This window comes from Enterobacter sp. ku-bf2 (assembly GCF_001742765.1).
GTDB classification, from domain to species: Bacteria; Pseudomonadota; Gammaproteobacteria; order Enterobacterales; family Enterobacteriaceae; genus Enterobacter; species Enterobacter quasiroggenkampii.
The window spans coordinates 1,314,806-1,329,801 of sequence record NZ_MDVW01000001.1; the positions used below are offsets into that span (position 1 = coordinate 1,314,806).

Here is a 14,996-nt window from a genome sequence, read left to right on the forward strand (position 1 = left end):
GCCATGAAATTAAACACCACAATAAAAATAAAACTCAGTGTTTTAATGTTATTTTCATTTCAAACCGGAAATCACTGGAGTTGTTTTTAAGCAGGTCTAAGTTTAATGAAGTTACCTACTCGAACTTAAACCACTGTGCTTTTATGATTAGAAAACTATTTGATGAGAGAATCATGAGAACAAATCACATTTATTCTTTAAGACATTGAATTATTTTAAAGTGAGATTAAGATGTTTTTATAAATAGATTCTATTGCTTATAAATTATTACATTCAAAAAAATTCAAATCACAGTACTTGATTGGGTAAAAGCACATGAAATTATCAAAAATTTTCATCATCATGTTTTGTTCTGCTGCCAGCAGCTGTAGCAATACTGATACGGTAATGGCTCCTTATGAAAAAAAACTTGAACTCAATGGCGCAACCACTCGAAGCTTTCACTCTATGTTATATTATCCTTCAGGTATAGCCCTTCACAGTCCCGGATATATCATTGGCGTTGAAAAATCACCAACAAGAATTATTGGCGGACCAAGTGAAATAAAATCACTTACAAAACACAATATAAAATCCATGTTTGTTTCTCATATCATAAAAAATGACTTTAATGTCATAAATGAAAAATCAGCCACTCCTTACATTACTAGCAATTACTGTTTTGTTTATAATTCCTATATATCAAAAGAGTTGATTGATAAATCAAGCATCGACATAGCTAAAATAAGCGGGTGGAATGCATGTGACATTTCAAGCTCTGTTGAAGATGCAAAAGACGCTCTATTACTCTCATTTTATAATAATAGTAACGTAGGGCTTTCTGCGCTTAAAAGCAATCTCAAGCATGACCTTAAAAGTGGTGCTTATAGCCATATACTGATCATCGTCATGGGTTGGAATACGTCTCAAAGTGACGCAATCCGTAATTTTAATGATATTACTGGAAATATAATAACAGCCTCTCTTGAACAACAGGATGAAGTTAAAGAAAATCCTTCAAGTCCCGCAAGTAACATGCTAATCCACAGAGTACGAGTTATAAAGTCCTCCGAAAAAAACAACCTATCTTTTAGGCCGCTCGTAATTGGTATTACCTGGCCTTCATATTGGTCCACTAGACTAGATAATGTTGCCAGTTACCCAAACAAAGCAAACGATGCGGACGAACTGGGTCTCATCTGGCTCAATAAAATTATCAATCAAACTATACCTGAGAGTATGAGCGAATCAGGCAGCAAACTTCCTGTCATCGCCATAGGTCATAGTTTCGGTGCTCGCGCTATGACTCGAGCGCTATTTAGCAGTCCATCAATAAAAAAAGACACAACGGTCTCGAGCCCTGTAAATTTAGCTGTGTCATTGCAGGGTGCCATGAGTATCAACAGGTTCTTTCCTGAGTTAAGTGAAGAAGGAGCGCCATACGGAGATTACATGAAGCTGGGTAATACTAAATTAGTATTAACAGCATCGAAATTCGACTCAGCAGTAAAATTTGCGAAATGGACTGACCCTGCAGGAGCAGTGAAAAGTTATGTGAAAGCTTGTACCCAACCAGTTTACTCGGGAACATTTCACTGTATGACTGCCTCAGATACATCAGCTACAGAAACACATGGTAAATTTTCACTCTGCAACCGTGGTGATACATCAGAAAAATGTACAAATCCTCTTAATGGTATTAATGGGGCAAGAGTTATTGATTACATTGATACATCAAACGGAATTACACAATTCAATTCCTTTGGTACAGGTGGCGATGCCCATAGCGATATCTATCGATTACCTATGGGTCGGTTGTTGTGGAGACTAATCCAGGCTTATGCAATGAAATAAAAACGTTGGCTAACTCCGTAACATGTTCAGCCATCAGAGCCCCTCAATGGTGAATAAAGATTGAGCCCCTTTAATTAACTACAACTAATGTACAAGTGAAGATGTTTTTTGAGTCACTATAGTTATGAGAAATAGAAACACCTATTACTTTAATCACCTTTATTTATTGGAGTAGCTCATGCCGAATCACTTTTATTTTTATTTACCCATTCGCTCAAATTCAAACAAATTGATTCTTCCCTCTCTTGTGGTGGCTAGTTTAATTTTAAGCGGATGCGTCTCAAAGGCACCTAAGGAAACTGATATTTTAGCGATCACTAATCAAGCCTCATATAATTGTGATGATTATAAGGATGCTAATGGAATTTTACACCACAGAGATAGCAATTGCAGAGTGCAAGGTAAATTGATTTTAACCAATCCCATGAAAAATTTATCTTATGTCCTGTATCGGAAGGGGGATACAGCACACTTCGAACCAATACTTTGTACTCTACCATCTCAAGCAGCAGAAGCATTAAAAAAGATCCGTAATACAGAAGCTACAATCACCGTACCAAAAGTATCTATTACTGGGAAACGTGATTCTCAAGATACTTCTGATGTGGTTGTTCTGAATAAGGACGATGAAATGTCATCTGCTTTGTTTGTATTATCGTCTAGCTTCTCACTATGCATGGCTTATGGTTCAAATGCCATAGACCAAAATACCTACGCACAACTATTCTCTAAAATATTAGATAATGCTATCAAGGGTAAGGAGACAGTGGTTAATGCTAAACCAGCAACTAAATAAAAGACGTTTTTATGCGTGAAGCCACAATAAACGCTAACCTTCGATCCCGGCCCGCACCGGGATCGTGCTACATTACCCTTCTCGCCCTGCACCGCCATCGCGCACCGTTGCCTGCTTTGCGTGCATTTCTTTTGACCATTTAGTCCACTTTAACCACACCCAATTCACCAACCACTTATTAACACATTAATAACAAAGCAATTTTGAAAACTGGCATCCCCTTTGCAAATCCCTTTTCACGAGGCTGAACAGGATATGCAGGATGCAGCGCCACGTCTGACTTTCACCCCACATTGAGATGAAGAGAGGTTCGTGATGAAAATTGGCGTATTTGTACCCATCGGCAACAACGGCTGGCTTATCTCGACCACTGCACCGCAATACATGCCGACCTTTGAGCTGAATAAAGCCATCGTGCAAAAAGCGGAGCACTACCATTTCGACTTTGCGCTTTCGATGATCAAGCTGCGCGGCTTCGGCGGTAAAACCGAATTCTGGGACCACAACCTGGAGTCCTTCACCCTGATGGCCGGACTGGCCGCGGTCACCTCGCGGATCCAGATCTACGCCACCGCTGCCACCCTCACCCTGCCCCCGGCGATCGTGGCGCGCATGGCCTCCACCATCGACTCCATCTCCGGCGGACGCTTTGGCGTCAACCTGGTGACCGGCTGGCAAAAACCCGAGTACGAGCAGATGGGGCTCTGGCCGGGTGACGATTACTTCTCGCGTCGCTACGACTACCTGACCGAGTACGTGCAGGTCCTGCGCGATCTGTGGGGTACCGGCAAAAGCGATTTCAAGGGTGACTTCTTCACCATGAACGACTGCCGCGTCAGCCCGCAGCCGTCGGTGCCGATGAAGGTAATTTGCGCCGGGCAGAGCGACGCGGGAATGGAATTCTCGGCGAAATACGCCGACTTTAACTTCTGCTTCGGTAAAGGCGTTAACACGCCTGCCGCCTTCGCACCGACCGCCGCGCGCATGAAAGAGGCCGCCGACAAAACCGGGCGCGACGTGGGCTCCTACGTACTGTTTATGGTGATTGCCGACGAAACCGACGACGCCGCGCGCGCGAAATGGGAGCGCTATAAGGACGGCGCCGACGAGGAAGCCCTGAGCTGGCTCACCGAGCAGAGCCAGAAGGACACCCGCTCCGGGGCGGATACCAACGTTCGTCAGATGGCCGACCCGACCTCCGCCGTCAATATCAATATGGGCACGCTGGTCGGCTCGTACGCCAGCGTTGCCAGAATGCTCGATGAAGTGGCGGGCGTTCCCGGTGCGGAAGGCGTCCTGCTGACCTTCGATGACTTCCTCACCGGCGTGGAGACCTTCGGCGAGCGCATCCAGCCGCTGATGCAGTGCCGCGCCCACATCCCTGCCGTCACGAAGGAGGTGGCGTAATGACAACCCTTAACGCACGCCCGGAAGCCATTACCTTCACGCCACAGCAGAGCGCGCTGATCGTGGTGGACATGCAAAACGCCTACGCCAGCCCCGGTGGTTATCTTGATCTGGCGGGCTTCGACGTCTCCGCTACGCAGCCTGTGATAGCGAATATCAAAACCGCCGTCGCCGCCGCGCGCGCCGCGGGCATGCTTATCATATGGTTCCAGAACGGCTGGGATGACCAGTACGTTGAGGCCGGTGGCCCCGGTTCACCGAACTTCCACAAGTCGAACGCCCTGAAAACCATGCGCAAGCGGCCCGAACTGCAGGGCAAGCTGCTGGCAAAAGGTGGCTGGGATTATCAGCTGGTGGATGAGCTGGTCCCGCAGGCGGACGATATCGTCCTGCCGAAACCCCGCTACAGCGGCTTTTTCAACACGCCGCTCGACAGCCTGCTGCGCAGCCGGGGCATTCGCCACCTGGTCTTCACCGGCATTGCCACCAACGTTTGCGTGGAGTCGACCCTGCGCGACGGCTTTTTCCTCGAGTATTTCGGCGTGGTGCTGGAAGACGCGACCCATCAGGCCGGGCCGGATTTCGCCCAGAAGGCGGCCCTGTTCAATATCGAAACCTTTTTTGGCTGGGTCAGTAACGTTGCGGATTTCTGCGACGCCCTGAATCCGCCGCTCGCCCGTATCGCCTGAGGAGACGCACGATGCCGAAATCCGTAATCATCCCGCCGGGCACCAGCACGCCCATCGCCCCGTTTGTCCCCGGCACGCTCGCCGACGGCGTGGTGTATGTCTCCGGCACGCTGCCGTTTGATAAAGACAACAACGTGGTGTTTATCAACGACCCAAAGGCGCAAACCCGCCACGTGCTGGAGACGATCAAAACCGTGATCGAAACGGCGGGTGGCACGATGGAGGATGTGACCTTCAACAGCATCTTTATCACCGACTGGAAAAACTACGCCGCGATTAATGAAATCTACGCGGAGTTCTTTCCTGGCGATAAACCGGCCCGGTTCTGCATTCAGTGCGGGCTGGTGAAGCCAGACGCGCTGGTTGAGATCGCCACCGTTGCGCACATCGCGAAGTGAGGCGGCCATGAAACTCTCCGTCTCACCGCCCCCGTATGAGGGTGCGCCCGTGGTGGTCCTTATTGCCGGTCTCGGCGGCAGCGGCAGCTACTGGTTGCCCCAGCTGGCCGCGCTGGAACCGGAGTATCAGGTGGTGTGCTATGACCAGCGTGGAACGGGCACTAACCCCGACGCCCTGCCGGAAGGCTACAGCCTGGCACAGATGGCGGATGAAGTGGCCCAGGCGCTGGCTGAGGCCGGGATCGCGCGCTATAGCATTGTCGGCCACGCGCTGGGGGCACTGGTCGGCCTGCAGCTGGCCCTCGACCGCCCCGACGCCCTCACCGCGCTGGTGTGCGTCAACGGCTGGTTGACCCTCAACGCGCATACCCGCCGCTGCTTTCAGATCCGCGAGCGCCTGCTGCATTACGGTGGCCCGCAGGCGTGGGTTGAGGCGCAGCCGCTGTTTCTCTACCCGGCAGACTGGATGGCCGCTCGCGCTCCCCGCCTGGAGGCCGAAGAAGCGCTGGCGCTGGCCCATTTCCAGGGCAAAGCCAACCTGCTGCACCGGCTCAGCGCCCTGAAAAAGGCAGACTTCAGCCGCCATGCGGCGCGCATTCGCTGCCCGGTCCAGATCATCTGTTCCGCCGACGACATGCTGGTGCCCTCTGTCTGCTCGTCTGAGCTGCAGGCAGCGATCCCGCACAGCCACAGCGCGGTGATGCGTCAGGGCGGCCATGCCTGCAACGTCACCGAGCCGGACACCTTTAACACCCTGCTGCTTAACGGGCTGGCCAGCCTGCTGCACAGTCATGAACCCGCTTTATAAGGAGCTGTAATGAGCGAAGCCATTAATCCCACCGCGCTGGAAACGCTGTTCACCGGCGCCCGCACCCATAACGGCTGGCAGGATATTGCCGTCAGCGACGAGACGCTGCGCGAAATCTACGACCTGATGAAATGGGGTCCAACCTCCGCCAACTGCTCCCCGGCGCGCATTGTGTTTGTGCGAAGCGCGGAGGGAAAAGAGAAGCTGCGACCGGCGCTTTCCAGCGGCAATCTGGAGAAAACGCTCACCGCCCCGGTCACGGCGATTGTGGCCTGGGACAGTGAATTCTACGAACGCCTGCCTGAACTGTTCCCGCACGGCGATGCCAGAAGCTGGTTTACCGCAAGCCCCGCGCTGGCGGAAGAGACCGCCTTTCGCAACAGCTCGCTGCAGGCCGCCTACATGATTTTCGCCTGTCGCGCGCTGGGGCTGGACACCGGCCCGATGTCGGGCTTTGACCGCCAAAAGGTCGACGAGGCCTTTTTCACCGGCACGACGCTTAAAAGCAATCTGCTGATCAACATTGGCTACGGCGACCCGGGCAAACTTTACGGCCGCCTGCCGCGCCTGACCTTCGACGATGCCTGCGGTCTGGCGTAAGGAGCGATGATGACGACACCGGATAAACAAACCTTTCGCGATGCCATGGCCTGCGTCGGCGCGGCGGTGAATATCATCACCACCGACGGTCCGGCGGGGATGGCAGGCTTCACCGCCAGCGCGGTGTGCAGCGTCACGGATTCACCGCCCACCCTGCTGGTGTGCCTGAACCGCGGCGCGTCCGTCTGGCCGACGTTCAGCGAGAACCGCACGCTGTGCGTCAATACCCTCAGCGCCGGACAGGAGCCGCTCTCAAACCTGTTTGGCGGCAAAACGCCGATGGAAGAACGCTTTGCCGCCGCCCGCTGGCAGACGGGCGATACCGGCTGCCCGCGTCTGGAGGATGCGCTGGCCTCGTTTGACTGCCGCATCAGCCAGGTGGTGAGCGTCGGTACCCATGACATTCTGTTTTGCGACATCGTTTCGATTATTCGCCACCCCGCGCCGCAGGGCCTGGTGTGGTTTGACCGCGGCTACCACGCGCTGATGCGACCCGCCTGTTAAGGCGCTCTAAGGAGACAGACCATGTTCGGATTTCCCCACTGGCAGTTGAAATCGACCTCCACAGACGCTGGCGTGGTCGCGCCGGATGAACGCCTCCCGCTCGGGCAGACGATGGTAATGGGCGTTCAGCACGCGGTCGCCATGTTTGGCGCCACGGTGCTGATGCCGATGCTGATGGGACTCGATCCCAACCTCTCGATTCTGATGTCCGGTATCGGCACCCTGCTGTTCTTTTTTGTCACCGGCGGGCGCGTGCCCAGCTATCTGGGATCCAGCGCCGCCTTTGTCGGCGTGGTGATCGCCACCACCGGATTTAACGGCCAGGGAATCAACCCCAACCTGAGCGTGGCCCTCGGCGGCATTATCGCCTGCGGTCTGGTGTATACCCTGATTGGTCTGGTGGTGATGAAAATCGGTACGCGCTGGATCGAACGCCTGATGCCTCCCGTGGTTACCGGCGCGGTGGTGATGGCGATAGGCCTTAACCTTGCGCCGATCGCGGTGAAAAGCGTCTCCGGCTCGCCGTTTGAAAGCTGGATGGCCGTCGTGACCGTGCTGTGCATCGGCCTGGTAGCGGTGTTTACGCGAGGCATGATCCAGCGGCTGCTGATCCTGGTCGGGCTGATTGTTGCCTGTCTGGTGTATGCCCTGCTGGCGAACGTTTTTGGTCTCGGCAAGCCGGTTGATTTTACGCTGCTGCATCAGGCCGCCTGGTTCGGCCTGCCGAAAGTGACCTCGCCCACCTTTAACACCCAGGCGATGATGCTCATCGCCCCGGTGGCGGTGATCCTGGTGGCGGAAAACCTGGGTCATCTGAAGGCGGTCGCGGGGATGACCGGACGCAGTATGGACCCGTACATGGGCCGCGCGTTCGTCGGCGACGGGCTGGCGACCATGCTTTCGGGCTCAGTCGGCGGCAGCGGCGTCACCACCTATGCCGAGAATATCGGCGTGATGGCGGTGACCAAAGTCTATTCGACGCTGGTCTTTGTCGCGGCGGCGGTGATGGCGATGCTGCTCGGCTTCTCGCCGAAATTCGGCGCGCTGATCCACACCATTCCGTCACCGGTGATCGGCGGGGCCTCAATCGTGGTGTTTGGGCTGATCGCCGTGGCTGGCGCGCGGATCTGGGTGCAGCATCGGGTCGATCTCAGCCAGAACGGCAACCTGATTATGGTGGCCGTTACGCTGGTGCTGGGCGCGGGCGATTTTGCCCTGACGCTGGGCGGGTTTACGATCGGCGGGATTGGCACCGCGACCTTCGGCGCGATCCTGCTTAACGCCCTACTGAGCCGCCGGATGGCCGCTGCCCCGCAGGGCGAGGTGGTGCGTCAGGATTCGTGAAATCTCAATGTCGGGTGACGGCGATGCCTTACCCGACCTTTACGTTCCGTAAGAAGACCATAATGCCAGGCAATCACGCCTGCTCAAACAGTCGTTCGATAGATTTTGTAGGAAAGAAAAGAGAAAGGCTGTTTTCGCCCGTCAGCGGAATAAAACCCTGCTTCAGATAAAATCGTTTTGCCCGGTCATTGAGTGCATCAACAAATATTCCGTGTACGCCCACCGCCTGCGATGCCAGATAGACAACCCGCATGGCATGCGTGACGAGCGTCGTTCCCCACTCCTGTCCCTGCAGGTCTTTATGTATCGCCAGACGTCCCAGCGTTACGCTCGGTACGTTGCTATAAGGGATCCGACGCTGCTGAGTCCTGGAAGGCAGCATCGCTTTTTCAAAGCAACTTCCCGATAACGTGTAATAGCCCAGGACTCGCGGACAATCGCGATCTTTAAGCAGATAGCCTCGTAAAATACGCCCATTGTGCTGACGCACCAGATGTTCTGTGAGGAAGACATTTAGCGAGGGTTCACCACAATCGAAGTCCCTGAAATCATAATCTTTTCCCTCTGAAAACATTTCGATCGTGAGATTTTCCACGACGCTTCACTCCATGTTTCGAAGACGTTTTGCCGCTCGCTTCAGGCGTTCATTTGGCTCTGGCGGATTGTCGATGGCATCCATCACGGCATTCCATGATGCTTCGTTTAATACGAGACGGCGGTGCTGCTCGATAACTTCCGCTGCACGCTCTGACGCACTGTTCACCATAAACTGGGTGATCGTTTGGTTCGTCATCGCTGCCGCTTCTTCAATCATTGTTTTGTCTTCGTCCGTTAAGCGAAGATCGATACGCTGTTTTTTCAGTGCTGGCATGGTTTACTTCACCGTGTACGGTATTTATCCGTACGTATCGTAGATAAACTCGTCTATTTTTTCAATCTAAACCTTCTTCAGCAGTCATGTCGCTCACCGGGTTTCGACGCTTTCTGAGCTTCAACTCGCTCACCAGCACCCCGGCGACAATAAACGCCGCGCCCACCAGGGCCAGCAGCGGCAGACGTTCCCCGGCCAGTCGCCCGAAAATGCCCGCCCAGACCGGCTCGCCGGTGTAGATGACCGTTGCCCGCGTTGGCGATACGCTGCGCTGCGCCCAGTTCATGGTGACCTGGATAATGGCGCTGAAAATCCCCAGCCCCAGCGCCACCACGACCAGGCCGGTGGACATCGGCGGCACGGACTCCCCTGCCGGCACCATGGTCGCAAAGGCCACCAGCGAGGCCGTGGCGAGCTGCACCACCGTCACCCGTTTGACGTCCACCTTGCCCGCCCAGGCGCTGATCAGAATAATCTCCGCCGCAATGGCAATGGCCCCAATCAGGGTGATGATTTCACCCTGTCCCAGCGCCAGAAGATTGTTTTCCGGCCCAGCCAGCAAAATCAGACCGATAAACGCCAGAACGATGCCAATACAGGACATCAGCCCTGGCAGCCGCCCCAGGCACAGCCACTGCAGCAGCGGCACCAGGGGCACATACATGGCGGTGATAAACGCGGATTTGCTGCTGGAGATGGTCTGCAATCCCCACGTCTGTAGGCTGTAGCCCATGGCTATCGCCACCCCAATCGCCACGCCCGCCTTAAGCTCTTTGAGCGTCAGACCCCGCAGCGTGTTAAGGGATATCAGTCCCACGGCTATCGCCGCCGTTGCAAAGCGCAGACCAACAAAAAAGAACGGATCGCTAAGGGTCACCGCGTACTGAACGGCCAGAAACGTCCCGCCCCAGAACATGGTGATGAGAATGAGGATGGCTTCCTGCGGTTTTACGGAGAATTTAAAGCGTGAGACAGACATGCGGCACCAGCAAGTGAGAACAATTCTGTAGTGTGCGTTGCCTTTGGTTACAGTTCAATGTTGCAGAAATAAAAAAACCGCCGGGATATCCCGGCGGCAGGGGTTCAACCCGGCGTGTTACTTACTGCTGCCGTGGCTGTTTTTCCCCCCTTTCTTGCCAGCTTCAGATGCGCGTTGCGGGTCATTCTTGAAGTTACCCCCGCTATGCTGGCCACCTTTACGGCCTGCTTCTGATGCTCTTTCACGGTCTTCTGCGAAATTACCTGAACCACCACGATGGTTTGCCATCTCTAACCTCCAGAATGTGAAACATTAGACATCATATTGCATTCAGTAAAAGAGGATTCTTTCACCTCGCGGCTCAAGGACAACGCCTTTATCTGTGCCGCGTGAAACTAAGCTTAGTGGAATGAGGTTATCCGGCAAGTCGAAGGTAATATCCTGCAACATGATCTCAGTCTTTCGGGTGAGATGACGCGGCGGCAATCCATAAGCCTTTCTTATCATTTTAAAAATCCGCACCGGGAAAGTTGTATCATTTTGCTACAAAGTCATTTTTCTCCTCATGTTGTTATAAATCAAATAAATGGCGTTCATTTTTGCAGTCTGGCTGTGATGACATATCTTTAAAAGAACGCAGCGATCCGCTGTCAGAAAAACCAACGAGGAGTGATGCAAAATGGCAAAAGTTCTGGTGCTCTATTATTCCATGTATGGACACATTGAAACCATGGCTCACGCGGTAGCAGAAGGTGCAAACAGGGTTGATGGCGTAGAGGTTGTGGTGAAACGCGTACCGGAAACCATGCAGGCGGAAGCCTTCGCGAAAGCCGGGGGAAAAACGCAAAATGCACCGGTCGCCACCCCGCAGGAGCTGGCGGATTATGATGCCATTATCTTCGGCACCCCGACCCGTTTCGGCAATATGTCAGGCCAGATGCGTACCTTCCTCGATCAAACCGGCGGACTTTGGGCATCCGGGGCGCTCTACGGCAAACTCGCCAGCGTATTCAGCTCTACCGGGACCGGCGGCGGTCAGGAGCAGACGATTACCTCAACCTGGACTACCCTTGCTCATCACGGGATGGTGATTGTGCCGATTGGCTACGGCGCGCAGGAGCTGTTTGACGTTTCCCAGGTGCGCGGCGGTACGCCGTACGGCGCAACCACCATTGCCGGTGGGGATGGCTCACGTCAGCCAAGCAATGAAGAACTGTCTATCGCCCGCTATCAGGGTGAATACGTCGCGGGTCTGGCCAAAAAACTGAACGGCTAACACCCAACAGGAGGACAAGCATGCCAACTCAAGAATCCAAAGCTCACCACGTGGGCGAATGGGCAAGTTTACGCAACACCTCTCCGGAGATTGCCGAAGCTATCTTTGAAGTCGCGAAATACGATGAAAAGCTGGCCGAGCAGATTTGGGAGGAAGGTAACGATGAGGTGCTGGTGCGCGCCTTCGAAAAAACGGACAAAGACTCGCTCTTCTGGGGTGAGCAAACCATCGAACGTAAAAACGTCTAAGCGTTTCCCCCCGCCGCAGCGGGGGGTTCTCTCTTACTTCGCCGCGTTATTCATCACCGCATTGAATTTATCAACAGGACAGAAGCCGTTCGCATCCACCGGGCAGCCCTTCAGCTCCAGCGTCACGCGCTGTGCCGGAGACTGCAGCGAGAGCACGCTGGCGTTGCGCAACTGCTCTGCGCTCTGGTAGACATACTCAATTTTCATCAGCTCCTGGTTGGCATTTTTGTCATGCCAGCGCTGGAAGACAATCTTGCCGCCGATCGGGGTACGTTCCTGCTGATCGTGCAGCTGATACGGTTTGAAATCGAGGGCGGTGAGCAGGGAAGCAATGTTCGAATCATGCCCCACCAGTAGGGTGATTTTCGGCGCTTTCGCCTGGTCGGTAACCAGCGTTTTATCGATATATTTCACCAGCGGTTTCGCCACGTTTTGCGCCACCTCGGTGGAGGTAAACAGCGAGTCCTGATAGCCGTTCTTCAGCTTCGACAGCACGCGCCACTGCTGGTCGGTTTTGATTTCTCCCCAGGCGACCTGGTCGGCCGGGAAGCCTTCGTAATACTGCAGCGTGAACGCATCCACCAGCGAGTTGCCCACCTTCAGCGGCCCGGATACGCCAGGCTCTTTTTCATAGTCGGCGCTGAAGGTATCTTTCGCGTCCGCCAGCGAGCAGACCTTTTTCTCTTTGCAGGACGGCGAGTCGGCGTAGTTCGTCATCTGCTCCAGCAGCTTATAACTTTCGCCAAGCTGCATTTTCTGCCGTTCCGCCTCCATCGCCTTGAGCGCTTTTTCGCGGAATTCCGGCGAATTATCGGTGATCACCGGATTAAATGTCGGATCCATGGTGCCCATTTTTTCCTGATGGTGCACGGGCACATCGCAGCCCGGGAACGCGCCGGTAATGAAGAACTGCGCGGTGGCGACGGTGCGCTGCAGGCTGTTAGCATAGGCGTAAACGCTCTCCGCCGGTGGACATTCTCCCGTCTTCACCATCCCCTGCTGCGCCAGCCACTCGCGCATGTAATGGCCCATATAGACCTCCAGCACGCCCCCTTTGGTCGTGAGCTGGCCGCCCGGCACCTCCCACTCCGGCCACTGCTTCGGCGTGGACTGCTCCAGCACGCTGCCGTTGTTAGCCAGCGGCGCGCGCAGGTTATGGCGACTCATGATTAAAACTTGCTCCAGCTGATACCCTTCCGGCGTCTCTTGCGCCTGCACGCCAAACGTTGCTGAAATGGAACCGGCGACTGCCAGCGCGAGTAGTGCTTTTCTCATCCCTAATTCCTCACTCGTTTTAAAATGTCGCGCTCAGTGTGACAGATTCGTCACAATTTTCCGGGAAGCATTTCTCAAACTGATGATTAACGTGCTTACGGTGTGTACGGATTAGTTTTATAATAAAACCATACCCCACCGGAGAATTCGCTGTGAAACGTACCCGCCTTGAAGAGAGCACCTGCCCCGTCGCCCGTTCGCTGGATATCATCGGCGACTGGTGGTCGCTGCTGATCGTCCGCGACGCGCTCCGCGGGATTAAACGCTTCGGCGAGTTTCAGAAAAGCCTCGGTATCGCGAAAAACATGCTGACCACGCGGCTCAAGCTGCTGGTGGACGAAGGCATTCTCCGGCTTCAGCCCGCCTCCGACGGCAGCGCCTGGCAGGAATACGTCCTGACCGACAAGGGACGCGCCCTGCAGACCGTGCTGGTTGCCCTGTCCCAGTGGGGCAATGAATTTTTGTTCGCGGAAAACGAATGCGGCACCGTGCTGGTCGATAGCGAACAGCGCAAACCCCTGCGTAAACTGGCGCTTATCGCCGACGATGGCCGCGAACTGACGCCTGAAGAGATCGTGGCTAAACTCCCCTCCTGACCGTTCCCGACGGCAAAAGCACAAAATGATCGCCAATATGGTTGCATTATAAAACCAAATAGCCGAGAGTTAATTCAGTTTCATATTGAAACCAAATAACCCACTTTGCCTGAGGTAATACACGATGACTACGCAAATCACCACCGCCCTGATTACGGGTGCCTCTTCCGGGATCGGTGCCGTCTATGCCGATCGCCTTGCCGCGCGCGGTGCTAACCTGGTCCTGGTCGCCCGCCGCGAGGATCGCCTGAAAGCCCTCGCCGCCGACCTGCGCGCACGCTATGGCGTGGCCGTCGATATTCTGGTGGCCGATCTCACCGATGAAGCCGGGATCCGGGCGGTGGAAGACGAACTGCGCAGCAATACCGCCATCGATACGCTGATTAACAACGCGGGCACCGCGCAGATGGCACCGTTCCTCGCGGGCGAGGTGGCGCATCATCAGGCCATTAACACCCTAAACACCACGGCGCTGATGCGTCTGACCTACGCCATCCTGCCGCGCCTGGCGCAGAATAATCGCGGCACGCTGATCAATATCGCGTCCGTGCTGGCGCTGCATGTTCGGGCGGGCAGCGCACTCTACAGCGCCACGAAGGCGTGGGTATTGAGCTTTACCCGTGGGCTACAGGAAGAATTTGCCGACAGCAACGTGCGTATTCAGGCCGTACTGCCCGCCGCCACCGCAACGGAGATCTGGAGCCATTCAGGCGTCACGGTGGACGATCTGCCGGAAGGATCGGTAATGACCACCGACGATATGGTGGATGCGTCGCTGGCGGGTCTGGATCAGGGCGAACCGATCACCATCCCGCCGATGCATGATGCAGGCCTGTGGGATCGCTACGAAGCGGCGCGCCTTGAGCTGTTTAGCAGCGCGCGCACCGGCATCCCGGCACCGCGCTACGTAAAACAGTAGCCTAACGCTGAAGCTGGTCGCCGTACTCGCTCATCCAGGCGGCCAGCGGCGAGAGCGCATCCTGCAGGGTTAACCCCAGCCCGGTAATCTGATACTCCACGCGCGGCGGGATCTCCGGATAAACCGTCCGCGTCACCAGCCCGCGCTGTTCAAACAGACGCAGCTGCTTCGTCAGCTCTTTCTGGGTGATGGGGGCAGCCGCCCGCAGCAGGTCGCCAAAGCGGACAGGCGTGTTAATCACAATAAGACGATAGAGGATCGGGATCGCCCATTTGCCGGAAATCAGGTTTACAAACTGCGTCATCGGGCAGGTATAGGCCTCAGATTTTTTTTCACAGCACTCCTCCAGCATTTCAGCCATAGCACACCTCTTGCCTCTTTAGTATCCATTTGGTACCTGGTTTCCTTTCGATACTAACGTTTCTATAGTGCTTTCTCCAGTGACATTTCAGG

Annotated in this window: 19 protein-coding genes; 13 read left to right on the forward strand and 6 right to left on the reverse strand. The window is 54.7% G+C overall.

Annotation, left to right across the window (positions count from 1 at the left end; all coding sequences use genetic code 11):
- The first annotated feature begins 315 nt into the window (after positions 1 to 315).
- The 9 genes from BFG58_RS23030 to rutG all read left to right on the forward strand — a co-directional run bounded on the left by BFG58_RS23030 (position 316) and on the right by rutG (position 8,379).
- A complete protein-coding gene (locus BFG58_RS23030; protein WP_254665192.1) occupies positions 316 to 1,833 on the forward strand; it encodes a hypothetical protein in 1,518 nt (505 codons plus the stop codon).
- 178 nt (positions 1,834 to 2,011) lie between these two features.
- Positions 2,012 to 2,629, forward strand: coding sequence for a hypothetical protein (locus BFG58_RS23740; protein WP_139125295.1), 618 nt, complete (start codon positions 2,012 to 2,014; stop codon positions 2,627 to 2,629).
- Between the two features lie 315 nt (positions 2,630 to 2,944).
- Positions 2,945 to 4,036 carry a pyrimidine utilization protein A gene (gene rutA / locus BFG58_RS06325; RefSeq protein ID WP_045908307.1) on the forward strand — a complete coding sequence of 364 codons (1,092 nt, stop codon included), beginning with the start codon at positions 2,945 to 2,947 and terminating at the stop codon, positions 4,034 to 4,036.
- The gene (gene rutB, locus BFG58_RS06330) at positions 4,036 to 4,725 is read left to right on the forward strand and encodes a pyrimidine utilization protein B (RefSeq protein ID WP_048027351.1); all 690 of its coding nucleotides are present in this window, start codon (positions 4,036 to 4,038) and stop codon (positions 4,723 to 4,725) included. The genes rutA and rutB overlap by 1 nt, the downstream gene beginning before the upstream one ends.
- An 11-nt stretch (positions 4,726 to 4,736) precedes the next feature.
- On the forward strand, positions 4,737 to 5,123 hold the full coding sequence (rutC, locus tag BFG58_RS06335) for a pyrimidine utilization protein C (RefSeq protein ID WP_008499822.1): 387 nt from the start codon (positions 4,737 to 4,739) through the stop codon (positions 5,121 to 5,123).
- Positions 5,124 to 5,130: 7 nt separating this feature from the next.
- Positions 5,131 to 5,931, forward strand: coding sequence for a pyrimidine utilization protein D (rutD, locus tag BFG58_RS06340; protein ID WP_069719462.1), 801 nt, complete (start codon positions 5,131 to 5,133; stop codon positions 5,929 to 5,931).
- Positions 5,932 to 5,940: 9 nt separating this feature from the next.
- The gene (locus BFG58_RS06345) at positions 5,941 to 6,531 is read left to right on the forward strand and encodes a malonic semialdehyde reductase (RefSeq protein ID WP_023327079.1); all 591 of its coding nucleotides are present in this window, start codon (positions 5,941 to 5,943) and stop codon (positions 6,529 to 6,531) included.
- A 9-nt stretch (positions 6,532 to 6,540) separates the two neighbouring features.
- Positions 6,541 to 7,035 carry an NADH-dependent FMN reductase RutF gene (gene rutF / locus BFG58_RS06350; RefSeq protein WP_023327078.1) on the forward strand — a complete coding sequence of 165 codons (495 nt, stop codon included), beginning with the start codon at positions 6,541 to 6,543 and terminating at the stop codon, positions 7,033 to 7,035.
- A gap of 21 nt (positions 7,036 to 7,056) precedes the next feature.
- Positions 7,057 to 8,379 carry a pyrimidine utilization transport protein G gene (gene rutG / locus BFG58_RS06355; RefSeq protein WP_069719463.1) on the forward strand — a complete coding sequence of 441 codons (1,323 nt, stop codon included), beginning with the start codon at positions 7,057 to 7,059 and terminating at the stop codon, positions 8,377 to 8,379.
- Between the two features lie 73 nt (positions 8,380 to 8,452).
- Here the strand turns inward: rutG and BFG58_RS06360 are convergent, their stop codons facing one another.
- From BFG58_RS06360 to BFG58_RS06375, 4 genes are all read right to left on the reverse strand, one after another.
- Entirely contained in the window at positions 8,453 to 8,974 is a 522-nt protein-coding gene (locus BFG58_RS06360) for a GNAT family N-acetyltransferase (protein WP_069719464.1), read from the reverse strand.
- A 6-nt stretch (positions 8,975 to 8,980) separates the two neighbouring features.
- Positions 8,981 to 9,250 carry a DUF1778 domain-containing protein gene (locus tag BFG58_RS06365; RefSeq protein ID WP_008499829.1) on the reverse strand — a complete coding sequence of 90 codons (270 nt, stop codon included), beginning with the start codon at positions 9,248 to 9,250 and terminating at the stop codon, positions 8,981 to 8,983.
- Between the two features lie 61 nt (positions 9,251 to 9,311).
- Positions 9,312 to 10,229 (reverse strand): DMT family transporter, encoded by a 918-nt coding sequence (locus BFG58_RS06370; protein ID WP_069719465.1) that lies wholly within the window; start codon positions 10,227 to 10,229, stop codon positions 9,312 to 9,314.
- A 117-nt stretch (positions 10,230 to 10,346) separates the two neighbouring features.
- On the reverse strand, positions 10,347 to 10,517 hold the full coding sequence (locus tag BFG58_RS06375; RefSeq protein ID WP_023311077.1) for a general stress protein: 171 nt from the start codon (positions 10,515 to 10,517) through the stop codon (positions 10,347 to 10,349).
- Between the two features lie 391 nt (positions 10,518 to 10,908).
- Here BFG58_RS06375 and wrbA point away from each other — a divergent pair, with 391 nt between their 5' ends.
- Both wrbA and BFG58_RS06385 read left to right on the forward strand, forming a co-directional pair.
- Positions 10,909 to 11,505 (forward strand): NAD(P)H:quinone oxidoreductase, encoded by a 597-nt coding sequence (wrbA, locus tag BFG58_RS06380; RefSeq protein WP_006809323.1) that lies wholly within the window; start codon positions 10,909 to 10,911, stop codon positions 11,503 to 11,505.
- 20 nt (positions 11,506 to 11,525) lie between these two features.
- Positions 11,526 to 11,753: a YccJ family protein gene (locus tag BFG58_RS06385; protein ID WP_008499832.1), complete on the forward strand. Its 228-nt coding sequence runs from the start codon at positions 11,526 to 11,528 to the stop codon at positions 11,751 to 11,753.
- Between the two features lie 33 nt (positions 11,754 to 11,786).
- Here BFG58_RS06385 and agp read toward each other — a convergent pair whose 3' ends face one another.
- Positions 11,787 to 13,028, reverse strand: a complete 1,242-nt coding sequence (agp, locus tag BFG58_RS06390; RefSeq protein WP_045908315.1) for a bifunctional glucose-1-phosphatase/inositol phosphatase — start codon at positions 13,026 to 13,028, stop codon at positions 11,787 to 11,789.
- Positions 13,029 to 13,180: 152 nt separating this feature from the next.
- Here agp and BFG58_RS06395 point away from each other — a divergent pair, with 152 nt between their 5' ends.
- Both BFG58_RS06395 and BFG58_RS06400 read left to right on the forward strand, forming a co-directional pair.
- The gene (locus BFG58_RS06395) at positions 13,181 to 13,624 is read left to right on the forward strand and encodes a helix-turn-helix domain-containing protein (RefSeq protein ID WP_045908316.1); all 444 of its coding nucleotides are present in this window, start codon (positions 13,181 to 13,183) and stop codon (positions 13,622 to 13,624) included.
- Between the two features lie 124 nt (positions 13,625 to 13,748).
- Complete coding sequence (locus BFG58_RS06400) at positions 13,749 to 14,543, forward strand: SDR family oxidoreductase (protein ID WP_069719466.1); 795 nt, start codon at positions 13,749 to 13,751, stop codon at positions 14,541 to 14,543.
- 1 nt (position 14,544) lies between these two features.
- Here the strand turns inward: BFG58_RS06400 and BFG58_RS06405 are convergent, their stop codons facing one another.
- Positions 14,545 to 14,904, reverse strand: coding sequence for a helix-turn-helix domain-containing protein (locus tag BFG58_RS06405; protein ID WP_063621345.1), 360 nt, complete (start codon positions 14,902 to 14,904; stop codon positions 14,545 to 14,547).
- Between the last annotated feature and the right edge of the window lie 92 nt (positions 14,905 to 14,996).